The 25,681-nt window shown below is 66.7% G+C and carries 19 protein-coding genes; 9 read left to right on the forward strand and 10 right to left on the reverse strand.

Features of this window, described 5'->3' with window-relative positions:
• The first annotated feature begins 42 nt into the window (after positions 1-42).
• From ML540_RS12965 to ML540_RS12975, 3 genes are all read left to right on the forward strand, one after another.
• Positions 43-2,220, forward strand: coding sequence for a PAS domain S-box protein (locus ML540_RS12965; RefSeq protein WP_243361782.1), 2,178 nt, complete (start codon positions 43-45; stop codon positions 2,218-2,220).
• Positions 2,221-2,394: 174 nt separating this feature from the next.
• Positions 2,395-4,038 (forward strand): PAS domain-containing sensor histidine kinase, encoded by a 1,644-nt coding sequence (locus ML540_RS12970; RefSeq protein ID WP_243361784.1) that lies wholly within the window; start codon positions 2,395-2,397, stop codon positions 4,036-4,038.
• Positions 4,039-4,067: 29 nt separating this feature from the next.
• A complete protein-coding gene (locus tag ML540_RS12975) occupies positions 4,068-5,681 on the forward strand; it encodes a sensor histidine kinase (protein ID WP_243361787.1) in 1,614 nt (537 codons plus the stop codon).
• A 10-nt stretch (positions 5,682-5,691) separates the two neighbouring features.
• Here the strand turns inward: ML540_RS12975 and ML540_RS12980 are convergent, their stop codons facing one another.
• From ML540_RS12980 to ML540_RS13010, 7 genes are all read right to left on the reverse strand, one after another.
• Positions 5,692-6,348, reverse strand: a complete 657-nt coding sequence (locus ML540_RS12980; RefSeq protein WP_243361789.1) for a carbonic anhydrase — start codon at positions 6,346-6,348, stop codon at positions 5,692-5,694.
• A gap of 147 nt (positions 6,349-6,495) precedes the next feature.
• Positions 6,496-7,320, reverse strand: a complete 825-nt coding sequence (locus ML540_RS12985; protein WP_243361791.1) for an enoyl-CoA hydratase-related protein — start codon at positions 7,318-7,320, stop codon at positions 6,496-6,498.
• Positions 7,321-7,379: 59 nt separating this feature from the next.
• Positions 7,380-7,859: a universal stress protein gene (locus tag ML540_RS12990; RefSeq protein ID WP_243361794.1), complete on the reverse strand. Its 480-nt coding sequence runs from the start codon at positions 7,857-7,859 to the stop codon at positions 7,380-7,382.
• A 67-nt stretch (positions 7,860-7,926) separates the two neighbouring features.
• Complete coding sequence (locus ML540_RS12995) at positions 7,927-8,256, reverse strand: hypothetical protein (RefSeq protein WP_243361796.1); 330 nt, start codon at positions 8,254-8,256, stop codon at positions 7,927-7,929.
• A 67-nt stretch (positions 8,257-8,323) separates the two neighbouring features.
• Positions 8,324-9,802 (reverse strand): efflux transporter outer membrane subunit, encoded by a 1,479-nt coding sequence (locus tag ML540_RS13000; RefSeq protein WP_243361797.1) that lies wholly within the window; start codon positions 9,800-9,802, stop codon positions 8,324-8,326.
• Positions 9,803-9,911: 109 nt separating this feature from the next.
• Complete coding sequence (locus ML540_RS13005; RefSeq protein WP_243361799.1) at positions 9,912-10,955, reverse strand: HlyD family secretion protein; 1,044 nt, start codon at positions 10,953-10,955, stop codon at positions 9,912-9,914.
• A 50-nt stretch (positions 10,956-11,005) separates the two neighbouring features.
• Positions 11,006-11,494, reverse strand: coding sequence for a MarR family winged helix-turn-helix transcriptional regulator (locus tag ML540_RS13010; protein ID WP_243361801.1), 489 nt, complete (start codon positions 11,492-11,494; stop codon positions 11,006-11,008).
• A 394-nt stretch (positions 11,495-11,888) separates the two neighbouring features.
• Between ML540_RS13010 and kdpF the strand changes: the two genes are divergently transcribed.
• Genes kdpF through ML540_RS13035 form a run of 6 tightly spaced genes read left to right on the forward strand, consistent with a single transcriptional unit; the run spans position 11,889 to position 19,787 of the window.
• Positions 11,889-11,966: a K(+)-transporting ATPase subunit F gene (gene kdpF / locus ML540_RS18015; RefSeq protein WP_423747896.1), complete on the forward strand. Its 78-nt coding sequence runs from the start codon at positions 11,889-11,891 to the stop codon at positions 11,964-11,966.
• Positions 11,963-13,747: a potassium-transporting ATPase subunit KdpA gene (gene kdpA, locus ML540_RS13015; RefSeq protein WP_243361803.1), complete on the forward strand. Its 1,785-nt coding sequence runs from the start codon at positions 11,963-11,965 to the stop codon at positions 13,745-13,747. Before kdpF ends, kdpA begins: the two co-directional genes overlap by 4 nt.
• A 13-nt stretch (positions 13,748-13,760) precedes the next feature.
• Complete coding sequence (gene kdpB, locus ML540_RS13020) at positions 13,761-15,833, forward strand: potassium-transporting ATPase subunit KdpB (RefSeq protein WP_243361805.1); 2,073 nt, start codon at positions 13,761-13,763, stop codon at positions 15,831-15,833.
• Positions 15,834-15,843: 10 nt separating this feature from the next.
• On the forward strand, positions 15,844-16,431 hold the full coding sequence (gene kdpC / locus ML540_RS13025; protein ID WP_243361807.1) for a potassium-transporting ATPase subunit KdpC: 588 nt from the start codon (positions 15,844-15,846) through the stop codon (positions 16,429-16,431).
• Between the two features lie 10 nt (positions 16,432-16,441).
• Positions 16,442-19,105, forward strand: a complete 2,664-nt coding sequence (locus ML540_RS13030; RefSeq protein ID WP_243361809.1) for a sensor histidine kinase — start codon at positions 16,442-16,444, stop codon at positions 19,103-19,105.
• On the forward strand, positions 19,095-19,787 hold the full coding sequence (locus ML540_RS13035) for a response regulator (RefSeq protein WP_243361811.1): 693 nt from the start codon (positions 19,095-19,097) through the stop codon (positions 19,785-19,787). Before ML540_RS13030 ends, ML540_RS13035 begins: the two co-directional genes overlap by 11 nt.
• 105 nt (positions 19,788-19,892) lie before the next feature.
• Here the strand turns inward: ML540_RS13035 and ML540_RS13040 are convergent, their stop codons facing one another.
• The 3 genes from ML540_RS13040 to ML540_RS13050 all read right to left on the reverse strand — a co-directional run bounded on the left by ML540_RS13040 (position 19,893) and on the right by ML540_RS13050 (position 25,676).
• Positions 19,893-21,515, reverse strand: a complete 1,623-nt coding sequence (locus ML540_RS13040; protein WP_243361812.1) for a sensor histidine kinase — start codon at positions 21,513-21,515, stop codon at positions 19,893-19,895.
• 25 nt (positions 21,516-21,540) lie between these two features.
• Positions 21,541-22,380, reverse strand: a complete 840-nt coding sequence (locus ML540_RS13045) for a transporter substrate-binding domain-containing protein (protein WP_243361814.1) — start codon at positions 22,378-22,380, stop codon at positions 21,541-21,543.
• Positions 22,381-22,484: 104 nt separating this feature from the next.
• Positions 22,485-25,676 (reverse strand): efflux RND transporter permease subunit, encoded by a 3,192-nt coding sequence (locus ML540_RS13050; protein WP_279343436.1) that lies wholly within the window; start codon positions 25,674-25,676, stop codon positions 22,485-22,487.
• Positions 25,677-25,681: the final 5 nt, after the last annotated feature.

The following is a 25,681-nucleotide window of genomic DNA, read 5'->3' on the forward strand; positions in this document are numbered from 1 at the left end:
ACCCCAAATGACGCGCCAGGTTTATCCCGGCAGGAGAGGGTGATGCTGGACGCCGAGAAGAGCAGGGAGCAACTCATCGCCGAGCTTGAGGCTGCGCGGCGGAAAGTGAGGGTTCTTGAGGCCGCTTATGGAGCGGGCGGCCGGACGGATGATGCGTTTGAAGAGAGCCACGAGATATTTCGAGCCCTCGCCGAGTCCTCGCCGCTGGCCATCTATGTGTCCGTTGGCATCGAGCAACGCTGCCAATATCTCAATCCAACGTTCGAAAGACTCTTCGGCTACAGCCTGGAGGATGTCCCGGCGGCGGAACACTGGTGGCCGAAGGCCTATCCGGACGAGAAATACCGGGCTCGGGTCGAACAGGAATGGCAGGCCAGGGTCGCACGGGCCATCGAAACAAGGTCCGAGATCGAGCCCATGGAGGCGACGGTCACCTGCAAGGACGGATCGCGGAAGACCATTTCCTGGGGCCTGGTGTCCAGCGGCAGCAGGAATATCGCATTCGGCCTGGATGTGACGAAACGCAAGCGGGCCGAGGAAGCGCTCCGCAAGACCCTGGAGGAACTGGAAGCGCGGGTGGCGGAGCGGACCTGGGAGCTCAACGAGGCCAATGGCAGGCTGTTGCGGGAGGTGGCGGAGCGCCGGCAGGCCCAGGAGCAGCTCAGGCAAAGCGAGGACAAGTTCAGGACCATCTTCGATTCGATCAGCGAGATCGTACTCGTCCACGACCCGGAAACCGGAGCGATCCTCGGCGTCAACCAGCGCGCCTGCGAAGCCTACGGCTACAGCCGGGACGAGTTCGACAGGCTCGACGTGGGGGTGCTCAGTTCGGGCCTCGAGCCGTACGATCAGGCCCACGCCGTGGCCAGGATGCGCCAGGCCAGGGGAGACGGGCCGCAACATTTCGAATGGCAGGCCAGGAAGCGCGATGGCGAGTTGTTCTGGGTGGACATGTCCGTGCGGAAGGCCCGTATCGGCGACGCCGACAGGCTGCTCGTTTCGGCCAGGGACATCACCGCCCGGAAAGCGGCCCAGGACGAAATTCTGCGCGAGAAGGCCTTCACCGACGCCGTCATGAACAGCGTGCCGGGCCTGCTGTACCTCTACGACGACCAGGGGCGGCTCGTGCGCTGGAACAAGAAGCATACGGAGCTCACCGGCTATTCTTCCGAGGAGCTCTCCAGGATGACCCTGTTCGACTGGTACAAGGACGACCCCGAGGAAATCGAGAAGATACGCAAGGCCGTCGAAAGGATAAACACTGACGGATTCTCCCACGCCGAAGGCCACCTCCGCAACAAGGATGGGAGCAGGCGCCTCTACTATTTCACGGGCGTTCCGCTGGTCCTTGAGGGAAAGCGCTATTTCACCGGCATCGGCATAGACATCACAGAGCGCAAGCGCATGCAGGAGTTCCTGGTCCAGACGGAAAAGATGATGAGCGTGGGCGGCCTGGCCGCGGGCATGGCCCACGAGATCAACAACCCCCTGAGCGGCATACTGCAGAACGTGCAGGTCATCCTGCGCCGCCTGTCCCCCGAGGGGCAGGCCAACCTCCGGGCCGCCGAGAAGGCCGGCATCGGGCTGGACCGGCTGCACGACTATCTGCAGCGGCGCGAAATCCTGGCCATGCTCGCCCACGTGCGCGAGGCCGCCGTGCGGGCTGCGCAGATCGTGTGCAACATGCTCGAATTCTGCCGCGGGGCCGAACCCAGCCGGCCCTGCGTCGAACTGTCCGCGCTTCTGGATAAAACCCTGGAACTGTGCGCCACGGATTACGACCTCAAGAGAAACTACGACTTCCGCAAGATAGAGATCGTGAAAGACTACGATCCTGCCCTTCCGCCGGTTCCCTGTACGGCCCCCCTGATCCAGCAGGTCGTCATGAACCTGCTGCTCAACGCTGCCCAGGCCATGTCCGGGCGCGGCGCCGACAGCCCCCCGCCCAGGATCGTCCTGCGCACCCGCCGGGAAAACGGCATGGCCAGGATCACGGTGGAGGACAACGGTCCGGGTATCCCCGAGGATGTCCGCCGCCGCATCTTCGAGCCGTTCTTCACGACGAAGCCCGTGGGCACGGGAACCGGACTCGGACTGTCCATCGCCTACTTCATCGTCGTCAATAGCCACAAGGGAACGATCGACGTGGAGTCGCATCCGGGCGGGGGGACGGTGTTCACCATCCGGCTGCCCCTGGTGGTCGCTCCGGACGCTTCTTGACGGCGGCGGCACACCCCGCTCCCGGCTCCGGCCAGTGAACGCCCGCTCCATTGACGCCGTCAATGTCTCGTGCCATCAAAATAGAGAGACGAGTGTGACCTGCTCGGAGTTGTTTCCCTTTCGTCCAGGATCAGTGCAGTGGCTTGAGCAAGCCGCCTGACCCGAGGGGGTGCCATGCCTAACGCCACAAAAAAAGTCACCCAGCTCAAGTCCGAGCTGGAAACCGCGCGCCAGAGGATAGCCGCGCTGGAAGCCCTGGATGCCGAGCGCATGCGGACCGAGCAGGCCCTGCGGGTGCGCGACGAGCTGATGCTCCTGTTCGTGCAATACGCCCCCGCGGCCATCGCCATGTTCGACAGGAACATGCGCTATCTGTCGGTCAGCCACCGTTGGCTGGAAGATTTCGGCCTGGCCGGGCAGGATGTCCTGGGCAGGGACCATTACCAGGTTTTTCCCAACGTCCCCGAGCGCTGGAAAGAGATCCACCGGCGTTGCCTGGCCGGGGCGGTGGAGCGCTCCGAAGAGGACGTCTTCGAGTGGCCCGACGGGAGCAGGCAATGGCTCAAATGGGAGGTCCGCCCCTGGTCCGAGGCTTCCGGCGCGATCGGCGGCATCATCATTTTCTGCGAGGACATCACCGCGCGCAAGAAGGCCGAGCTGGCCCTCAAGGAGAGCGAGGAGCGCTACCGGATACTTTTCGAGAGCAGCCATGCGATCAAGCTCCTCGTAGACCCCGACACGGGGGAGATCGTGGACGCCAATCCCGCTGCCTGCGCCTATTACGGCTACACCCTCGAAGAAATGAGGAAGATAAACGTCGAACGTGTGTGCATCCTGCCCCACGAGGAACTCCTCGCCAAGATGGTCCAGGCCCAGGACCCCACCCAGAACCGCTTCGAGAGCAGACATCGTCTGGCTTCGGGGGAGGTCCGGGACGTGGAGATAGCCAGCGACACGGTCTTCCTGAAGGGCAAGAAGCTGCTCTACGCCATCATCCAGGACATTTCCGAGCGCAAACACATGCAGGAGGTCATGATCCAGACGGAGAAGATGATGAGCATCGGAGGGCTGGCCGCGGGCATGGCCCACGAGATCAACAATCCGCTCAGCGCCATCATACAGAGCGTACAGGTGGTGCAGAGCCGCCTGACCAAGGATTCCCCGACCAACCTGGCCGCGGCCGCGGTTGCGGGGTGCCCGTTCGAGAACATCCGGGCGTTTCTGGAGCGGCGCGAGGTGTTCACGCTGCTCCAGGGCGTGCGCGACGCCAGTTCGAGGGCCGCCAGGATCGTCTCCAGCATGCTGGAGTTCAGCCGCAAGAGCGAGTCCGTCCGGGCTCCGACCGACATCAACGCCCTCCTGGACAAGGCCGTGGAACTCTGCGCGAACGACTACGATCTCAAGAAGAAGTACGATTTCAGGAATATCGTCATCACGAGGGATTTCGACGCCAGCATGCCCCCGGTCCCCTGCACGGCCACGCAGATCGAGCAGGTGGTGGTGAACCTGCTCCGCAACTCCGCCCAAGCCATGTCCGGGAATACGGAAAGGGGAGACCGGCCGGAGATCCACCTCAAGACCGCGCATGAAGAGGGTATGGCCCGCATCGAGGTGCGGGACAACGGGCCGGGAATGGACGAGGCGTCCAAGAAACGCCTCTTCGAGCCCTTCTTCACCACCAAGGGCCCCGGGGAAGGGACCGGGCTCGGCCTGTCGGTTTCCTACTTCATCATCGCCGAGAACCATAAAGGGACCATCGACGTGGATTCGGCTCCGGGAAAAGGGTCGACGTTCACCATCCGGTTGCCCTTGGCCTGAGAAATACACTGCAGCCCACCGGAGGGTTCATGGCCGAACATGCGGGAGCCGCGCATTCCTTCATGGGGTTCGAACCCCACGGACATTGCTTTCTCTGGCAGCCGGACCTCATCGCGCTGCATACCGTCTCGGATCTCGTGACGGGCCTGTCCTACTACATCATCCCTGTCATCATATTCTATTTCGTGCGCAAGCGCTCGGACGTGCCGTTCCCGGCGATGTTGCTCCTGTTCGCGCTGTTCATCATCAGCTGCGGCACCACCCACCTCATGTCCGTGTGGACCATCTGGACTCCGGACTACTGGCTCGAGGGATGGGTCAAGTCCGCCACGGCGTTTTTCTCGCTGCTGACGGTCCTTCTCCTGTTCCCGATGATCCCCAGGGCCCTGCGCATCCCGAGCCCGGCGCAGCTGGAGGCCGCCAACCGCAAGCTGGAGACCGAGGTGGACTCCCGGCGCCAGGCCGAGGCCGAACTCAAGCGGCACAAGGACCACCTGGAAGATCTGGTGGCCGAGCGCACCTCCGAGCTGGAGCTCCTGAACGAGAACCTCAAAAAGGAAATCGACGAGCGCAAGCAGGTGGAAACCGAACTCAGGACCAGCGAGGAGCGCTTCCGCGTCATGGTTGAGCAGGCCCCGGAAGCCGTGGTGGTCAGCGACGTCAAACAGGGCAAGACCGTCGACGCCAACGCCAACGCGGTGAAGCTCTTCGGCTGCTCACGCGAGGAGCTGTTCGAGAAGGGGATTCTTCGTTTCTACCTGCCGGACCAGCCCGACGGCCGTCCCGTCCTCGAGAGCACCCGGGAAAACAGCGCCCGGGCCCTGGCCGGCGAGGAGGTGGTGTTGGAAAGGTCCATCCGAAACCTCCACGGACAGGAGCGCATCTGCGAGGTGCGCCTGGTCAGGCTGCCTTCCAGCGACCACGATCTGGTGCGGGCCAGCTGGATCGACATTACCGAGCGCAAGCGCACCGAGGAGATCATGGCCGCGTCCCTGCGGGAGAAGGAGGTGCTCCTGCGCGAGATCCACCACCGGGTGAAGAACAACCTCAACATCATTTCCAGCCTTTTGAGCCTGCAGGAGGACGCGGTGGACCACCCGGCCGCCCTGGACGCCCTGGCCGAGAGCAGGGGGCGCATCACGTCCATGGCCATGATCCACGAGCAGCTGTACACGTCGGGGGATTTTTCGGGCATCGAGGTCGACGGCTATCTGCGCCAGCTCCTCGCCCGCCTAGTGGCGGCCTACAGGGCGACCGGAGACATCTCCCTGGCGTTCGACCTCTCGGCCATCACCCTGACCCTCGACCAGGCCATCCCCTTCGGCCTGATCATGAACGAGCTGGTCACCAACTCCCTCAAGCACGCTTTCAGGAACCGGGACAGGGGTACGATAACCGTCTCGACCGCCCTGGAGAACGGTTCGGTGAATCTGGTGATCGCCGACGACGGAGAAGGGCTGCCCCAGGGGTTCAGCCTGAACTCGGTTTCGTCCCTGGGCCTGCAGATCGTCACCATGCTTGTGCGGCAACTGCACGGTAAGTTGACGGTAGAGCCCGCCGGGGGAGCCAGGTTCCGGCTGTGTTTCCCCCTGCGGTACCAGGAGCCGGAGCCCGGCCTGGAGGACGCCGCCCTGGACGGGTGACGCCCCGGGGTCACTCCTCGGGCCGCCCCTCGCAGCGGGGCACCAGGGCCTCGAAGGTCCCGGTCTCGGGGAGGTAGCTCAAGAGCTCCCCTTTCTGCATGTCGAAGTACCAGCCGTGCAGGTAGAGCCTTCCCGTCATGACCCGCTCCCATATCCAGGGGAAGGTCAGCAGGTTCTCAAGCGAAACCAGCACGGAAGCCTGTTCGCAGGCGCGCTGGCGCAGGGGCTCGGATTTGTCCGGCAGCCCGCGGCCCACCTCGCGCAGGGCCGGTTCGGCGATGCGCACCCAGGGGGCGATGAACTCGCCCAGACCCTCGCGGCCCGGGTTCATGAGCGCCTGGATGCCCCCGCAGCAGGAGTGGCCGAGCACGATGACGTGGCCCACGTCGAGCACCTTCACCGCGTATTCCAGGGCGGCGCTGACGCCGTGCAGGCCGGGGGCGTTCTCGTAGGGGGGGACCAGGTTGGCGACGTTTCGCACCACAAACATGTCGCCCGGCTCGCAGCCGGTGATGATGGCCGGATCCACCCGCGAGTCGGAGCAGGCGATGACCAGGGCCCGCGGGGTCTGGCCTTTTTCCAGGCTGGCGAAATATTCGCTGTCCGCGCAGAAGTAGGTGCGCTGGAATTCCTTGAATCCTGAGAGGAAGCTGGCGATGTCCTTCATGGGGGAGGCTCCGTGGCGGCGAGGCGGGGCTTGATGACGGCCTGATTCTAAACCCACTCCCGCCCGCAGGGCAAGACGCCATTCCCGGCCCCGCGCCATATGTAAGCCCGGGGAGGACCGGCCCGCGCCGATCCTCCTCCCTGAGCCTTAACCGGCCTTGAGCAGGGTCTCCATGTCGCAGCCGAATTTCTCCCGGCAGTAGTCGGTGAAGGCCTGACGGAAGTCCGGCGACTCCAGGCGCTCCTTGATGAGCTGGTCTTCCTGGGCCAGGCTCCGCTGGAGGGCGTCCTGGTCGCACTTGAGCAGCTTGCGGATGCCCAGCAGCATGGAGGACGGCCCGGCCAGGCTCCCCTCCACGAAGCGCATGGTCTCCTCCTCCAGCCTGGCGGCCGGAACGATGCGGTCCACGATCCCGAACTGCAGGGCCTCCTCGGCGGAGAAGCCCCGCCACTGCAACACCTCGGTGGCCTTCTTGACCCCGAGCAGGCGCGGCAGGAAATAGCCGCTGCCTTTGGTGATCATGCCGATGGCGGCGTTGGGGTTCTCGAACTGGGTGTCGTCGGCGACGAGGCGGTAGTCGTAGGCCAGGGAGAGGTTGAGGTTGAAGAGCGAGACCGTCCCCCGCCCGGCGTACACGGTGACGGCGCCAAGGGTGGAGGTGGTGACGACGAGGCGGTTGACCACGTTGCCCAGCCTGTCCAGGATCTTGTTCTCCCGCCCGGCCGAGAGGGCCTTGCACAGGAACCGGCCGTGGTCGATGTGGTTGGCGGTCTCGGGCACGCCGAAGACCACCAGGGCCTTGTACGCGCGGCTTACGAGCATGGACTCCAGGTATTCGTAGAAGGAGAAGATGGCGTGGATGTCCTGGGTCATGCGCAGGATGTGCTGCTTCTGCCTGATGACCAGCACGCCGTTTTCGAGCGAGGAGGAGAACAGTTCGTTGTCGGTGGTGAGATTGGCCGTGGCTTTCATGGATCACTCCCGCGTTTGAGGGACATGCCAGGCGATGCCTGGACGGGGACCGGGCGCCGTCATCCGGCGTCCGCGCCCTCCTTCACGATCAGCACGTTGCAGGGCGCGTGTTCCAGCAGGTCGCGCCCCACCGAATTTTCGAATATCCGCTGCATCCAGCCCAGATGGCGGTGGCCGACGACGATCAGGCCCGCCCGGAGCTCCACCGCCAGGTCGACGATGCGCTCGGACACCAGCCCGCTCATGGCGTGGGTCCGGCAGGAGATTCCCTTGTCCGAGAGGCGCTGGCACGCCGCGCGCAGCACGTCGTCCACTTCCCGGCCCAGCGAGGTGAACACCCCGGTACAGGACCGGTTCAGGGCCATGCCCGCCTCGCACGAGGCGTCCGCCACGGTGACCACGTGGACGGCGGCTCCCGTGGCGATGGCCAGTTCGGCGGCCGCGTCGAGTATGGCCGCGTGTTGCGGCGACGAGTCCACGGCTACCACGATCGTTTCAAGCACCTCGGCTCCTCCTTGGCGGTCATCGGTTGCGGCCATGATACCCTGATTGCACGCGCAACGGAAAGCAAACAGTGAAGTGTTTGCGCATTTTTTGCCCGGCGCCTCAGCGTTCGGGTCCTTGTTCGGCCTGGCGTTTGTCCTGTTCGGCCTTGGCTGCCCTGGCGTGCCGGAGTTCCTTGTCCAGCGCCATGTAGGCCTCGTATGCCCGGGCCTTGGCATCCCTGAACGCCTCGGCCCGCTCCGGCGAGCCTTCCTCCAGGGCCTCGCGCTCGGCCAGGTCCAGGCGGACCCAGGCTCCGCGCCTGTTTTCGGTCCTCTCGCGCAGCCACTGCAGGTCGTCGTCGGTTATCCGCTGCCCGGCCAGGGCCGCGCCGGCCGTCAGAACGGCCAGCAGGAAGGTGCAGGCCTTGAGCAGGGCCAATGTCCGCTTCATGGTTTCCTCCCTTCTGTGCGTTATGCCCGGCGCGTTCACCGCGCCGGGCCGGAGGGTTGCCGCCGGGTCACTGGGCCGCCGGACTTGCTCCCGTGCGGGCCGCCGAGAGCCTGGGCGGCAGGGAGATGTCCATGAGCGGCGGGTCGTTCTTGGACGGCAGGGGCTTCTGGACGTAGGTCGAGCCGCCCATGGCCGACTCCAGGTCCACGATGTCGCGCACCACGGCCGCTTCCGCAGCCGTGCGGGCCTGCTGGGCGTTCAGCAGCTCGCGCTGGGCGTCCAGCACGTTCAGGAACTGCCCCAGGCCGTCCAGGTACAGCTTGCGCGAGAGCTGGAAGGTTTCCTCGGCCTTGGCCTCGGTGTCGGTCAGGTCCTTGCGGCGGTGCTCCGCGTTGCCGTAGGCGGCCAGGGCGATCTCCACCTCGGACAGGGCCGTGAGCGAGCGCTGCTTCAGGGTGGCCAATTGGGCTTCGGCCCGGGCGTCCGAAGCCCTGATCTGGGACTGGACGCGTCCGAAGTCGAGAAGCGTCTGGGCCACGGACCCGCCGAGGGTGTACGTCTGCCCGGTCATGAAGAGCAGGGTGTCGGGGCTGGCCGAGGCGGTCCCCAGAAGCGCCGACAGGCTCAGGCGCGGCAGCCAGGCCGCCCGGCTGACACCCTGGCGGGCCACGGAGGCGGCCAGCTGGCGCTCGGCCAGGGCAACGTCGGGCCGCCTGACCAGCACGCTGCCGGGCGAGGTCAGCACAAGCGAGGCCTGGGGCACGTCGATCCTGGTGGGAATCTTGTCCAGTTCGGGCAGGCTCCCCGGCGTCTGGCCGAGCAGCAGCTCCAGGCGGTGCACCGCCTGGGCGCGCAGGGTGAGCAGGGGGTGCAGCTCGGCCTGGGTGGCCGAAACCTGCCGGGAGGCCTGGGCGACCTCCAGGGCGGAGCCCAGCCCGTACTGCTGGCGCAGGGTGGTCTGGCGCAGGGTCTCCTTCTGGGTGGCGATGTTGGCCGTGAGCACCATGATCTGGGCCGCGGCGTCGCGCAGCTGCACGTAGGCGCGGGCCACCTCAACGGTCATGGCCAGGAGCGCGGCGTCCCGGTTGAGCCAGGCGGCGTCCTTTTCGGCGGTCCTGGCTTCCAGCTCGCGGCGGTTGCCGCCCAGGAGGTCGATCTCCCAGCTGATGTTCAGGTTGGCCTGCACCTGGGTCTGGGGCTTGTAGTCGTCGCGGGTGTTCTGGTCCGTCCGGACGGTGGTGAGCTGGCCGGAGCTGTTCGGCAGCAGCTGGGCCACGGCCCCGCTCTGGCCCGCCTGGGCCTCCTTGATGCGGGCCAGGGCGACCTGCACGTCCAGGTTCCCGGCCAGGGCCTTGTCCATGAGGGCGTTCAGGCGCTCGTCGCCAAGCACCAGCCACCAGGGCTGGTCGCCGGGGGAGTCGGCCTGGGACTGTCCGCCGGACTCGACCCAGTCCTTGCCCGCGGGCAGGTCGGGCTTGCGGTAGTTGGGACCGGCCATGCAGCCGGTGAGGAGCGTCAAAAGGATAACAACGGTAAGTCTTTGCATGTGCGTGTCCGTCTGCCGCCTATGCTTTCTTGAGGCTCGGGGATGTCCCGGAGTTTCCTCGCGGCGGGTAAGAATGTCGTTCGGAGTGCAGCCGGGCCTGACGTGCGAGTCAGCGCACCTTCACCTGGGGGATCACGGACATGCCCGTGGCCAGCAGATGCCAGGCGTTGCCGCCCGCCAGGTCGAACACGATTTTCACCGGCACGCGCTGCACCACCTTCACGTAGTTGCCGGTGGCGTTCTCGGCCGGGAGCAGGCTGAAGGCCGCGCCGGTGCCGGCCTGGAAGCTGTCCACGTGCCCCTGGAATTCCTCTCCCGGATAGGCGTCCACGCTTATGGACACCGGCTGGCCGGGACGCATGTCCTGAAGCTGGGTCTCCTTGAAGTTGGCCACCACCCAGACGTCGTCCTGCACCAGCCCCAGCACGGCCTGGCCGGTCTGCACGTAGTCGCCGGGCTCCACGGCCTTTTTCGTCACCCGCCCGCTCACCTGGGCCTTGGTCTCGGTGTAGGAGAGGTCCAGGAGGGCCTGGTCCAGGGCGGCGCGGCTTTTCTCGACGCCCGCCTGGGCCGTGAGGATCTGGGCCGCGGCCAACCCGGCCTGGGCTTCCGCGGCGGCCAGGTGCTTGCGCGCCCCCAGCAGGGCGGAAGAGGAGGTGTGCGCCAGGGTTTCGGCGTTGTCGTGGGCCTGCTGGGACACGGCGCCGCTGTTGACCAGGTTGTTGTAGCGCTTGAGGTCGGTGGCGGCGTTGGCGGCCTGGGCCTCGGCCGAGGCCGCGTCGGCGCGGGCCTGGGCGGCGGCGGCCAGGGCCACCTGGTGCTGCGACCTGGCTTCCTCCAGTTTCTGCCGGGACTCGTTTAAGTTGGCCCGGGCCTGGTCCGCCTTGACCGTGAAAGGGGCCTTGTCGAGACGGATGAGCACGTCGCCCGCCTCGACCTTCTGGTTGTCCTGGACCAGCACCTCGAGCACCCGGCCCCCCACCTGCGGGGAGACGGAGGTCACGTGGGCGGTGATGAAGGCGTTGTCGGTGGTCTCGAAGGCCCTGGCGTGCCACCACCAGGCCCCGCTTGCGCCGATCGCGCCCACGGCCAGGACGGCCAGCGCGGCCTTGACCACGGCGCGGGATTTGCGCGGGGAATTATCTGTCGTCATGAACAAAACCTCTCTTCTTCTCGGGTTGCCGCCTGGCCGGACAGGGCGTTTCAGGCTGGCTTGAGCCGGACCTTGGACAAAAGCTCGATCAGCGTCCTGAGCTCTTCCTTCGTGAGTTGCGACACCACCCGGGCATGGTGCTCAAACAGCACCGGCAGCACCTCATCGAGTACCTGCTGGCCTTCTTGGGTGAGCCCGATGCGCACCAGCCGCCTGTCGGCGGGGTCCAGGGTGCGTTCCACCAGCCCGTCGCGCACCATGCCCGCCAGCACCGCCGAAACCGTGGGGGTGGTCACGCCGGCCAGATCGGCCAGCTTGCCCACCGGAAGCGGCCCGTCGGCGGTGCTCAAGAGCGAGAGCAGCAGGCAGCGGCCCCGGCTCAGGCCCTGCCTGGCCAGGATGCGCTCGGCGCAGGTGTGCAGCAAGGTGCCGCTTCGAAGCGCGTGCAGGTAGGCCTCGGTGGCCAGGATATCCATGTCCGGATAGCGCTCGGCCTTTTCCAGAAGCGATGCGTAGGTGGGTATTTCCTTGATGAGCATGGCCTTCTCCGTGTCGGCGCCCAAACAGTTAGGCTTACGATCAATTTATTAGACGCCTAACAAGTTTGCTAGGCGGCTAATAAATAGGAGGCTATGGTTCGTCAAGGGGAAATTTTCCATAACCCGTCCGCCGGGTTGGGTGTGCGGTGCCCGGGGAGGACAGCTCCCGGCCTGGAGCCCGGCCTGCCCGCTGCCGGAAAAGACACGATTTTTACGCCCGCCCGCCTCATTTTAACACCGTTTTTACATCCGGCGCGGTAAAAGGGGGCCAATCGACTCTCACGCGGAGGTGCGCGATGGACGTTCTCCTGATTGTTCTTTCATTGGCCCTGATCCTGAGCCTGCTCGGGCTCATCGGGCTGGTTTCCCGCCTGGAAGGGAGGTAGCCGTGGACGTGTTGGCCCTCATCATCTCGGCTGCCCTGTTCGTCTACCTGCTGGCGGCCCTGTGCAAACCGGAGTGGTTCGAATGAACGCATACAGCTGGGCTCAATACCTTTTCTACCTCGCCGTGCTCCTGGGGGCCTCCTGGCCGCTGGGGCACTTCATGGCCCGGGTGTACCAGGGCAGGCCCTGCGGCCTGGACCGGGCGCTTAAGCCGGTGGAGGGCGTCCTCTACCGCCTGTGCGGCGTGGACTCCCGCAGGGAGATGGACTGGAAGACCTACGCCGTTGCCGTGGTGGGCTTCAACGCCGCCGGGCTTCTGGCCGTGTACGCCATCCAGCGGCTCCAGGGGGTGCTTCCCCTCAACCCGGCGGGGCTTTCCGGCGTGGACCCGCTGGTGGCCTTCAACACCGCCGTCAGCTTCGCCACCAACACCAACTGGCAGGCGTACGGCGGCGAAAGCACCATGAGCCATTTCACCCAGATGACCGCGCTCACGGTGCAGAACTTCGTGAGCGCGGCCACTGGCATGGCCGTGATGGCCGCCCTGATCCGGGGGCTCGCCCGGCGCGAGACCGACCGGCTGGGCAACTTCTGGCAGGATCTGACGCGCTCGGTGCTCTACGTGCTGCTGCCGCTGTCGGTGGTGCTGACGCTGGCCCTCATGTGGCAGGGCGTTCCCCAGACCTTCGAGGGTTCGGCGACTGCGAAGCTCATGGATCCCGCCACCTACGACAACCCCGTGGTCGATGAAGCGGGCAAGCCGGTCCTGGACGATGCCGGCAAGCCCAGGACGGAACCGGCCACGCTCACGGAGCAGGCCCTGGCGCTCGGGCCCGTGGCCTCCCAGGTGGCCATCAAGCAGCTGGGCACCAACGGCGGCGGTTTCTACAACGTCAACTCCGCCCATCCCTACGAGAACCCCACGCCGCTGACCAACCTGCTGGAGATGCTGGCCATCCTGCTTATCCCGGCGGGACTGTGCCATACCTTCGGGGTCATGGTGGGCGACCGGCGGCAGGGCATCGCGGTGCTGGCGGCCATGACCGTCCTTTTTGCGGCGTTCGCGTTCCTGACGATTCAGGCCGAGTCGGGTCCCAACCCGCTGCTGGCCGGGACCGGGGTGGAGCATGTCCCGAGCCTGGAGGGCAAGGAGGTCCGCTTCGGCGCGGCCGGGTCCGCCCTGTGGGCCGCCGCCACCACGGCGGCGTCCAACGGGTCGGTGAACGCCATGCATGACAGCTTCACGCCGCTTGGCGGCATGTGGCCCATGCTCCTCATGCAGCTGGGCGAGGTGGTCTACGGCGGCGTGGGCTCGGGGCTTTACGGCATGTTGATCTTCGCTGTGGTGGCGGTGTTCGTGGCCGGGCTCATGGTGGGCCGCACGCCGGAATACCTGGGCAAGAAGATCGAGCCCTTCGAGACCAAGATGGCCGCCCTGGTCATCCTGATCCCGCCGTTTTTGTGCCTGATGGGCACGGCGCTGGCCGCGGTGATGGGACCGCCGGACGCCCTGTCCAACCCCGGGCCCCACGGGTTCAGCCAGGTGCTCTACGCCTTCTCGTCCATGGGCAACAACAACGGCAGCGCCTTCGCGGGCCTCACCGCCACGTCGCCTTTCTGGACCGTCGCGGGCGCGGTGGCCATGTTCGGCTCGCGCTACTGGCTGATCGTGCCCGTGCTGGCCCTGGCCGGTTCACTGGCCAGGAAGAAGCGCCTCGCGGAAGGGCCGGGCACGCTGCCCACCCACGGTCCCATCTTCGTGGCCCTGCTCATGGCCGTGGTGCTGGTGGTGGGCGCGCTCACCTTCGTCCCCGCCCTGGCGCTGGGCCCCATCGCCGAACACCTTGCCCTCTTTCCGGTGAAATAACGGAGTCATAGTCATGTCGAAAGACAAGAAGAAACGCCCCTTGTTCGACGGCCCCATCGTCAGGCAGGCCCTCGTGGACTGCGTGCGCAAGCTGGCCCCGGCGCGCCAGGCCCGCAACCCGGTGATGTTCACGGTCTACGTGGGCTCCATCCTGACCACGTTCCTCGCCGCGCAGGCCTTGCTCGGCAAGGGCGAAGCCCCCTTCGGGTTCGTGGCCTCGGTGTCCGCGTGGCTGTGGGCCACGGTCATCTTCGCCAACTTCGCCGAGGCCATGGCGGAAGGGCGGGGCAAGGCCCAGGCGGCGGCCCTTCGCGGCCTGCGCCAGGACGTGATCGCGAAAAAGCTCCTGCACCCGCGCAGGGACTCCCCCTCCCAGAACGTCCAGGCCAAGACCCTGCACCGGGGCGACCTGGTGCTGGTGGAGGCGGGCGACACCATCCCCTCGGACGGCGAGATCGTGGAGGGCATCGCCTCGGTGGACGAATCAGCCATCACCGGCGAGAGCGCCCCCGTCATCCGCGAGGGCGGCGGCGACCGCAGCGCCGTCACCGGCGGCACGCGCCTGCTCTCGGACTGGCTGGTGGTGAAGGTGGCTGCGGAATCCGGCGAGACCTTCCTGGACCGCATGATCTCGCTCGTCGAGGGGGCCAAGCGCCGCAAGACCCCCAACGAGATCGCCCTGAACATCCTGCTGGCCTCGCTCACGCTCATCTTCCTGGTGGTCTGCGTGACCCTTCGGCCCATGTCCGCCTTCGCGGTGGATCTCTCCGGCCAGGGGCAGGCCGTGACCATCACCGCCCTGGCCGCGCTCTTCGTGTGCCTGGCCCCCACCACCATCGGCGGGCTGCTCTCGGCCATCGGCATCGCGGGCATGGACCGACTGATCCAGTCCAACGTCATCGCCACCTCGGGCCGGGCCGTGGAGGCCGCGGGCGACGTGGACGTGCTGCTCCTGGACAAGACCGGCACCATCACCCTGGGCAACCGCCAGGCCACGACGTTCCTGCCCGTGAAGGGCGTGGACGAGCGCGAGCTGGCCAACGCCGCGCAGCTGGCCTCCCTGGCCGACGAGACCCCGGAAGGCCGCTCCATCGTGGTCCTGGCCAAGGAGCGCTTCGGCATACGCGGACGCGACCTGCACGAGCTGGAGGCCACCTTCGTCCCCTTCACCGCCCAGACCCGGCTCTCCGGGGTGAACCTGCCCGGCCGGGCCATCCGCAAGGGCGCGCCGGACGCGGTCAAGGCCCTGGCGGAACAGGCCGGGCTGCGCGTGCCCGAGGAGATCGACCGCTTCATCCACGAGATCGCCAAGTCGGGCGGAACGCCGCTTCTTGTCTCCGACAACGGCAAACCCCTGGGCGCGGTGTGGCTCAAGGACATCGTCAAGGGCGGCATCCGGGAGCGCTTCGCCGAGCTTCGGGCCATGGGCATCAAGACCATCATGGTCACCGGCGACAACCCGCTCACGGCGGCGGCCATCGCGGCCGAGGCCGGAGTGGACGACTTCCTGGCCGAAGCCACCCCGGAAGCCAAGCTGGCGCGCATCCGCCAGTACCAGGCCGAGGGCAAGATGGTGGCCATGACCGGCGACGGCACCAACGACGCACCGGCCCTGGCCCAGGCCGACGTGGGCGTGGCCATGAACTCCGGCACCCAGGCCGCCAAGGAGGCCGGGAACATGGTGGACCTGGACTCCAACCCCACCAAGCTCCTGGAAGTCGTGGCCATCGGCAAGCAGCTGCTCATGACGCGCGGGTCGCTGACCACATTCAGCATCTCCAACGACATCGCCAAGTACTTCGCCATCATCCCGGCGGTGTTCGCGGGCATCTATCCGCAGCTGGGGGTGCTGGACGTCATGGGCCTGGCCACGCCCAAGTCGGCGGTGCTGTCCGCCGTGGTGTTCAACGCCCTGGTCATCGTGTTCCTGATCCCGCTGGCCTTGAAGGGCGTGAAGTACATTCCCGTGCCGGCGGCCCAGGCCCTCAAGCGCAACCTCTTCGTCTACGGCGTGGGCGGGCTCCTGGTCCCCTTCGCCGGGATAAAGCTCATCGACATGATCATCGCCGCCCTGGGATGGGCTTAAGGAGCCAGCCATGTTCAAGACGTTCGCCCAACAGCTCAAGCCGTCGCTCCTGATGCTCTTCTGGATGACCCTGTTGACCGGGCTGGCCTATCCCCTGGCCATGACCGGCCTGGGCAAGGCCCTGTTCCCGGCCCAGGCCGAAGGAAGCCTCATCGTGCGCGGCGGGACGGTGGTGGGGTCGGCCCTGATCGGCCAGCCCTTCCAGTCGGACCGCTACTTCTGGGGCAGGCCCTCGGCCACGTCGCCGTCTCCGGACAACGCGGCGCAGTCGTCGGGCTCCAACCTGGGGCCGTCCAACCAGGCCCTGGCCGACGGCGTGGCCGAACGCGCCGCCAAGCTCAAGGACGCACACGGGGACTCCCCCGTTCCCATGGAACTGGCCACGGCCTCGGCCAGCGGCCTGGACCCCCACATAAGCCCCGAGGCGGCGCTCTATCAGGCCGCGCGGGTGGCCAAGGCGCGGGGCCTGTCCGTACAGGCCGTGAGCGCCCTGGTGGAGAAGCATGTCGAGGGACGCCTGCTGGGATTCTGGGGCGAGCCCAGGGTGAACGTGCTGGACCTCAATCTTGCCCTGGATGCCGCGCCCGGCAAGGAGTAAGGCGTAAGGCATGAGAAACGAGGACGACCGTCCGGACCCGGACGCCCTGCTGGCCATGGTCCAGCGGGAGGAAGCCAGCAAACGCCGGGGGCGGCTGAGGATATTCCTCGGCATGGCCCCCGGCGTGGGCAAGACCTACGCCATGCTGGAGGCCGCGCGCCTCAAGATGGCCGAAGGGCTCGCCGTGCTGGCGGGCATCGTGGAGACCCACGGCCGGGAGGACACCGAGGCCCTGATGTACGAGATGCCGGTGCTTGCGCGCCGACGCGTCGACTACAAGGGGCACGTGCTTGAGGACTTCGACCTGGACGAGGCCCTGGCCCGGCGGCCGGGCCTCATCCTGGTGGACGAGCTGGCCCACGCCAACGTCCCGGGCTCGCGCCACCCCAAGCGCTGGCAGGACGTGGACGAACTCCTGGAAAACGGCCTGGACGTCTGGACCACTTTGAACGTCCAGCACCTGGAGAGCTTAAACGACATCGTGGCCCAGATCACCGGCGTACGCGTGCGCGAGACCGTGCCCGACGCGGTGCTGGAGCGGGCCGAGGCGGTCATCCTGGTGGACCTGCCGCCCGAGGACCTGCGCCAGCGCCTGAGCGAGGGCAAGGTCTACCTGCCCAGGCAGGCCGAGTGGGCCGGTGAGAACTTCTTCCGGACCGGCAACTTGAGCGCGCTTCGCGAACTGGCGCTTCGCTCCACCGCCAACCGGGTGAACACCGAGGTGCTGGTCTACCGCCAGGGCCACGCCATCCAGACCACCTGGCCCACGTCGGAGCGCATCCTGGTGTGCGTGGGGCCGTCGCCCACCTCGGCCACGCTGGTGCGCTCGGCAAAGCGCCTGGCAGACGGCCTGCGCGCCTCCTGGCACGCCTTGTACGTGCAGCATCAGCCCGGCGGAGAGGCCCAGGCCAGGGCCCTGGACAACCTGCGACTGGCCCAGGAGCTGGGAGCCGAGACCCACGTGCTGGCGGGCGGAGACGTGGCCCGGCTCATCGTGGGATTCGCGCGCCAGCGCAACATCACCAGGATCGTCATCGGCAAGCCGGTCGGGCGGCGCTTGAGCGATTTCTTCACGGGCAGCCCCGTGGACCAGCTGGTGCGCTTGAGCGAAGAGATCGACGTCCATGTGATCAAGGGGCAGGACACGGGGGAGGGCCGTGGCCGCAAAACCCAGGCCTCCCGGACGGCCAGGTGGAAGGATTACGCCGCCGCCCTGGGGGTCGTCGCCGCGTGCACGGGCGCGTGCTTCGCCATGTACCCGTACGTGGAGCTGGCCAACCTGATCATGGTGTACCTCGTGGGGGTCATGCTCGTGGCGGCATGGAAGTCGCGGGGGCCGTCCGTCATGGCCTCGGCCGTGAGCGTGCTGGCCTTCGACTTCTGCTTCGTGCCGCCCCGGTACAGTTTCGCGGTCACGGACATCTCCTATCTGGTCACCTTCGTGGTGATGTTCGCGGTGGCCCTGGTGATCAGCACCATGGCGTCGCGCATCAAGGCCCAGGCGGACAGCGCCGGGCAACTGGAGCGGCAGGCGTCCGAGCTGAGCGACCTGTCGCGCCGCCTGGCCGGAACCCGCGGCACGGCCAGCCTGCTGCAGGTGGCCCATGAGCACATCGAGGAGGTGTTCGGCTGCAAGGCCTTCGCCCTGCTGCGCGGGCCGTCGGGGCAGCTGGAGATGAGCTTCGTCCCCGGCGCGGGCGAGTTCCTGGCGGACAGGGATCTCGGCGTGGCCCAGTGGGTCGTGGACAACGCGAAACCGGCCGGGCTCACCACGCAGACGCTTTCGGAATCGGAAGTCCTGTTCCTGCCGCTGCAGGGCGCCGAGGAGGTCCTCGGGGTCATCGGGCTCAAGCCCGGCGACGAGGGCGGGCGCGACAACCTCCTGCTGCCCGACCAGCGGCGGCTGCTGGACGCCTTCGTCCATCAGGCGGCCCTGGCCCTTGAGGTGGACAAGCTGGAGGAGAAGGCCAAGACGTCGCTGGTGGAGGCCGAGCGCGAGAAGCTCCGGGCGGCGCTTCTCTCCACCGTGACGCACGATTTCAAGACCCCCCTGGCGGCCATTTCCGGGTCGGCCGAAAGCCTCATGGCCCTGGGGGAGGCCGCCGGGCCGGAGGTCCGGCGGGCGCTGGAGGAGAACATCGCGGGCGAGGCGTCCAGGCTGGAGCGGCTGGTGGACAACCTGCTGCGCATCGCGGCCCTGGAATCGGGGGCGGTGGTCCCCAACCTGGAGGCGGTGCCGCTGGAGGAGATCGTGGGAAGCTCCCTGGCCCGGCTCGAAAGCGTCCTGGCCGGGCATTCCGTCAGGCTGGACATCCCGCCTGACCTGCCGCCCGTCCCCATGGACGAACTGCTCATGGAGCAGGTGTTCCTGAACCTCCTGGACAATGCGGCCAAGCACACCCCGCCCGGGACGGAGATAGGCGTCATGGCCCGGCTGAGGGACGGCGAAGTGGAGATCGAGATCAGCGACAACGGGCCGGGGCTCGGGCCCGGCGATCCGGAGAGGCTGTTCGAGCGCTTCCAGCGGGGCGACAGGGGGGGCGTCCAGGGATACGGCCTGGGCCTGGCCATCTGCCGGGCCGTGGCCAGGGCGCACGGCGGCACCATCACCGCCCGCAACAACGCCCGGCTGGGCGCGACCTTCACCATAACCCTGCCCATCCATGAGCGCTGATTCCGTCACCATCCTGGCCGTGGACGACGAAGCGGCCATCCTGCGCTTCCTCAAACCCTTCCTGGAGGCCGAGGGATACTCCTTCGTTCCGGCGGGCTCGGGCCGGGAGGCGATCTCCCTGGCCTCCTCCCTCGACCCCGACGTGATCCTCCTGGACCTGGGGCTGCCCGACCTGGACGGCCAGGAGGTCATCAAGAGCCTGCCGCCGTGGAGCCGGGCGCGGGTGATCGTGCTTTCCGCCAGGGGCCGGGAGCAGGACAAGGTGGCCGCCTTGGACGCCGGGGCCAGCGACTACCTCACCAAGCCCTTCAGCCTGGGGGAACTGGCGGCCCGGATCCGCGCCCTGCTCAGGCGTGTGGAGCGCCAGGAGGGCGCGCAGGCGGCCACGCTCCGGTTCGGGGAGCTTTTCATCGATCTGGAGGGACACGAGGTCACCCTGGAGGGGCGGGAGGTGCACCTGACCCCCATCGAATTCAAGCTGCTGGCCGAGCTTGCGCGCCACGCGGGCAAGGTCGTCACCCACGCCCAGCTCCTGCGCGAAGTCTGGGGCAGGCACAGCCAGGACCAGGAGCACTACGTGCGCATCCACGTGCACAAGCTCCGCCAGAAGATCGAGAAGGACCCGGCCCGCCCGCGCCACCTGCAGACGGAGACCGGCGTGGGGTACCGCTTCAAGGAATGAGGAGCCCGCCGTAGTCCATGCGTCCCGGCCCCTCCGGTGAGCGGCGCCCCCTTCGGACCGGAGCCGCTTCGGGCAGGCATCGTTTCCGGGGGCGGGAGAACTCGTTTACAGCGGGAACGTCACCTCGAAGCAGGCTTTTTGTTCCTCGGGCCTTGAGACCTCCCCCTTGAGCTGGCGGGCCAGTTCCCCGATGAGCTGCATTCCCAGGGTCTGGGACGCCTCGGCGTCGAAACCCACGGGCAGGCCCGGCCCGTCGTCGCTGACCGTCAGGCGGGCGGTTCCGTCGTCCCGGTGCAGGGCAACGCGCAATACCCCTGACTTCCTTTCCGCGAAGGCGTGCTTGAAGGCGTTGGTGGCCAGTTCGTTGACCAGGAGGCCGCAGGGCACCGCCTTGTCGATGCCAAGGTGGACTTCTTCCAGGTCCGTCTCCACGCTCACGTGCCGGCCGGCGGAGAAGGCCGTGGCGATGCGCGAGAGGAGTTTGGAGATGTAGGCGGCCATGTCGATGGCAGCCAGGTCGCCCGACTGGTAGAGTTGTTCGTGGATGAGGGCCATGGAGCGCACCCGCCCCTCCAGGAGCTTGAAGCGCTCGAGTTCGCCCTGGCAGTCGATGTTCGTCTCCTGCAGGTACATGAGGCTCACGATGATCTGCAGGTTGTTCTTCACCCGGTGGTGCACTTCTTTTATCAGCAGTTCCTTTTCGCGGAGCGAGCGCATCACGTCGGCCTCGGCCTTTTTCCGCTCGGTGATGTCCCGGGCGTACACAAGCGCCCCGTTGACGTTGTCCACGTTGACCGGCACGGCGGCCACCTCCACGTCCACGAAAGAGCCGTCCAGCCGGACGAATGCCTGTTCCCGGCTTGGCTGTGTCTGTTGGAGTTCGTTGAGCTTGCGGATGCGTTCGGCCACGGCGTCCCGGTGGTCGGGGTGCACGCGCTCGAGCACGGGTTGCCCCAGCAGGTCGGCAGGCGAGGACGCCCCGAACAGGGTCACGCAAGAGGGGTTCACGTATGCGAAACGCCCTCCGCTCTGCATGAAAATGGCGTCATAGGCCGATTCTACCAGCAGGCGGAAGCGCTCCTCGCTGAGGCGCAGCCGGGCTTCGACCCGTTTCCTCCTGATTCCGGACATGCCCGCCAGCACGGAGACCAGGGCCATGAGCCCCGTCCAGCAGAGGATGAGCACGGAGTTGAACCGGTCCTGCAGGTCCGCCATTTCCTTGAATTTGCCATGGATGTCGCCGGAGACCCCGCCGTGGAGTTTTTCCGCGTCGGCCATGTCCTTGCGCAGGTCAAGGACGTTGCCCGGGCTGGGTGCATCCGCGGGTGCGGCGCAGGCCAGGAGGCGCATCGCGTCGATCTTGTCCCGGTAGGCGTTCAGGTGCTCGGCCACGCGCGGGTAGCCGTTGCGGAAGACCTTTTCCTCGCGCATGGGCTCAAGGGCGGTCAGGGCGTCCCGGACGCGCCATCCGGCTTGCTCGAAGTAGGAGCAGCGGCCGTTGCCGCCCAGGGATTCCTCGCCGCCGTACAGCCGTTCGGTGAGCAGGTATCCCCGCATAAGCTCGGTCCTGGCCAGACGCATGTTTTCGAGCACCTCCAGGTAGGCCAGGGTGTCCGCCCGCCAGTTGGCGTTGGTCCACCACAAGAGCAGGCTGGAGGCCAGGGTGGTGGCGATGGCCACGTAGAAGGACGTGCTCAACTTGGCGAAGGCGTGGCGATTGAGGGGCATCGCGATCTCTTGTGAGGTGTGCCTGTCAGTCCCGGAGGGAGGGCACGTTGGCCGGGCCGTATCCCAAGGGGGCGAGCAGTTCGAGGTGTTCCGGAGAGCCTATGAAGTCCTTGAGCGCCCGGTCGAAGGCTTCAGCCAGGGCCGTGTCGGTCTTGCGGAAGCCCAGGGCGCACGTGCCCACGGTCTTTTCCCCGCCTATGACCGGGTCCGCGAAGGGAAAGGCAGCTTCCAGCGTCCCGCCGGACTTCACGGCCAGATAGCCCACCGAAGGGGAGGACAAGGCCAGGGCGGCCACCCGCTGGTACCGCAAGGCCGACAGGGCTGTCTCCACGTCCTGGCAGGCGAAGATCCGGGATTCGGCCATGCCGAGTGCGCGCAGGTAGCCCTGCTCCACCGCTCCGTCCAGCACGGCCACTTGGACCCCCTGCCGGGCCACGGCGTCCTCGTATGAGTGCAGGCCGTAGGGGTTGCCTTCGTGCACCAGAAGGCCCTGGCCGACCATGGCCGTGGGGATTGAGAAACGGATTCGGGCCGCGCGGTCCGGCGTGACGAACATGCCCGCCGCGATGACGTCGATGTGTCCGGCCACGAGTTCGTCGATCAGGGAGTTGAAGCTCATGAGCACCCACCTGATGTTGACGAGGCCGAGTTTCTCCGCCGCGTGCTTGAGGACCACCGGGGCTTCTCCGGTGACCTCTCCGTTGTCACTGAAGGAGTAGGGCGGTTCGTTGGCGAAGCCCACGCGCAGTTCCTTCCTGTAGCGCCCGAGATAGTCAGCCCTCCCGCCGGGCGGGAGGACGAACCAGGCTCCTGCCGCGAGGGCCAGCATGACGGCCATGGTTGTCAGGACGGTTTTGCGGCTCAAGCGCACCTCAAGGCGTGGTTCTCAAGTATGGCGAACCTGATACGCCATGGGCGCCGCTTCGGCAATATGACGCGCGGAAATTCCCCGTTTCCGGGCGTGGATGTTTAGGCGGAAACGGCCCCCGGGCCCGCCTTGCGCAACTCCCGCCCCTTCCACAGGGCGAAGATGGCCGGGTAGAGGAGCAGCTCCAGGATGGTGGAGGTCACCACGCCGCCGATCATGGGGGCGGCGATGCGCTTCATCACGTCCGAGCCCGCACCGGTCGCGAACATAACCGGCAGAAGGCCCGCCAGGATTACGGCCACGGTCATGATCTTGGGCCGGATGCGCTTGACCGCGCCGTGCTCCACCGCCTCGTTCAGGTCGGCCAGGGTCTTGAGCCGCCCCTTGTCCTGCCAATCCTTGTGGGCCAGCTGCAGGTACAAAAGCATCACCACGCCGGTTTCCGCATCCAGCCCGGCCAGGGCGATGATGCCCACCCACACCGCGATGCTCAGGTTGTAGCCGAGCAGGTACAGGAGCCAGAAGGACCCCACCAGGGAGAAGGGCACGGCCAGTAGCACGATGCAGGTGGAGGCGAAGGACTTGGTGTTGAAGTACAGGAGCATGAAGATGATGAAGATGGTCAGCGGGATGACCAGTTGCAAGCGCTCCTGGGTGCTGACCAGGTTCTCGTATTCGCCGCTCCAGACCAGGCGGTATCCGGCGGGCAGCTGCACGTTTTCCGCCACGGCCTTCTTGAGGCTGTTCACGTAGCTGCCCACGTCGGTGTCCGAGAAGTCGATGTACACGTAGGCCGTGGGCATGCCCCCCTCGCTCTTGATCATGGAGGGTCCGTTGGTCACCTTGATGTTGGCCAGCTCCCCGAGGGGAATCTGCAGGAGTCTGCGCGGGCCGGACAGCCCCATCTGGGGCTTGGGTTGCTCGCCCTCGCCCCCGACCGGGACCAGCATGGCCTTGATGGTGTCCATGTCCTGGCGCAGTTCGCGGGGGTAGCGCACGTTCACGGGATAGCGCTCCCGCCCCTGGATGACGGTAGTCAGGTTGCGCCCGCCGATGGCGGATTCGATGACGTCCTCCACGTCTGCCACCGAGAGCCCGTAGCGCGCCGCCGCCTGCCGGTTCACGGAGATGTCCAGGTAATAGCCGGTGTTCACCTTGTCCGCGAACGCTGAGCGGGTGTGCGGGACCTTGTTGATCACTTCCTCAAGCCGGGTGCCGATCTTTTCGATCTCGGCCAGGTCCGGCCCCAGGATCTTTATGCCCACGGGGGTGCGGATGCCGGTGGAGAGCATGTCCACCCGAGCCTTGATGGGCATGGTGAAGGCGTTCTCCGTGCCCGGGATGTTGAGCCGCTTGTCGAGGTCGTCCTTGAGCTTCTCAACCGTCATGCCCGGGCGCCACTGGGACTCGGGCTTGAGGTTGATGACCGTCTCGAACATCTCCATGGGCGCCGGGTCCGTGGCCGTCCCGGCCCGTCCGGCCTTGCCGAAGACCTGGGCCACCTCGGGCACGGAGGCGATGATGGAATCCTGGAGCTTGAGGAGCTTTGCCGCCTCGGAGATGGCGATGCCTGGCATGGTCGAGGGCATGTAGAAGAGCGTCCCCTCGTAGAGGGGGGGCATGAACTCCGTGCCCAGGTGCATCACCGGCCAGACCGTGGCGGCCATGACGATCACCGCCAGGAAGATCAGCGTCTTCTTGAAGCGCAGGGCCAGCAGCACGAAGGGATGGTAGAGCACGCGCAGCACGTGGCTCAGGGGGTTCTTGTCCTCCGAGCGCACCTTGCCCCTGATGAAGAGCGTCATCAGCATGGGGGTCAGGGTGATGGCCAAAAAGGAGGAGAACAGCATGGCGAAGGTCTTGGTGTAGGCCAGCGGCTTGAAGAGCCGCCCGGCCTGCCCCTGGAGCGTGAACACCGGCAGAAAGCCCACGGTGATCACCAGCAGGGAGAAGAACAGCGACGGCCCTACCTCCTGGGCGGCTTCCAGCACTACCTGGGACCTGGACCCGGGCCTGCCCGCGTGTTCCCAGTCCTCCAGCTTCTTGTGGGCGTTCTCCACCATGATGATGGCCGCGTCCACCATGGCGCCGATGGCGATGGCGATGCCGGACAGGCTCATGATGTTGGAGGTCACGCCCAGGGCGTTCATGCAGATGAAGGATATGATGATGGCCAGCGGCAGGGTGAGGATGATCACCAGCGCGCTCGGCAGGTGGAAGAGGAAGACGATGCACACCGCGCTCACCGCGATGGTGAGCTTGATGATCTCTTCGGTGAGGGTGGAGATGGCCCGATGGATCAGGTCGGAGCGGTCATAGGTGACCTCGAGCGTGACGCCCGGGGGCAGGGAAGGCTCGATCTCGGCGATCTTGGCCTTGACCCGGTCGATGACCGAAAGCACGTTCTCCCCGAAACGCACCACCACGATGCCGCCCGTCACCTCGCCCTGGCCGTTCAGGTCAGCCAGTCCCCGGCGCATTTCCGGCCCCAGGCTCACCCTGGCCACGTCCTTGAGGTAGATGGGCGTTCCCCGGTTGTCCGTGCCCACGGCGATGTTTTCCAGGTCGGCGAGCCCGTGCACGTAGCCTCGCCCGCGGACCATGTATTCCGCGCCCGACATTTCGATGACCCGGCCTTCCACGTCGTTGTTGCTCTGGCGCACCGCCTCCAGCACCTTTTGCAGGGGGAGGCCATAGGTGAACAGCCGCCTGGGGTCCACAGTGATCTGGAACTGCTTCACGAAGCCGCCGAGCGAGGCCACCTCGGACACTCCGGGCACGCTCTCCAGGGCCAGCTTCACGTTCCAGTCCTGCAGGGAGCGCAACTGGGCCAGGTCGAGCTTCCCGGACTTGTCCACCAGGGCGTAGGAGAAACCCCAGCCCAGGCTGGTGGCGTCCGGGCCGAGCACGGGGTTCACGTCGGCGGGGATCTTGCTGCGCACGGACTGCAGGTATTCCAGCACGCGCGAGCGCGCCCAGTAGATGTCTGTGCCTTCCTTGAAGATGACGTAGATGAAGGACGACCCCAGGAAGGAGAAGCCGCGCACGGACTGGACGCCCGGAGCGGCCAGGAGCGAGGTGACGATGGGGTAGGTGACCTGGTCCTCCACCAGGTCGGGGCTGCGGCCCTGCCACTCCGTGTAGATGATGACCTGGGGGTCCGAGAGGTCCGGGATGGCGTCCAGGGGGGCGTTCTTCATGGCCCACGTTCCCCAGGCGCCCAGCACCAGGCACATGAGGGCGATGACGAGCTTGTTGCGGCCGGAGAAACCGATGATGTCCTGGATGATCATGGTGG

Source organism: Fundidesulfovibrio terrae, from assembly GCF_022808915.1.
GTDB lineage: Bacteria > Desulfobacterota > Desulfovibrionia > Desulfovibrionales > Desulfovibrionaceae > Fundidesulfovibrio > Fundidesulfovibrio terrae.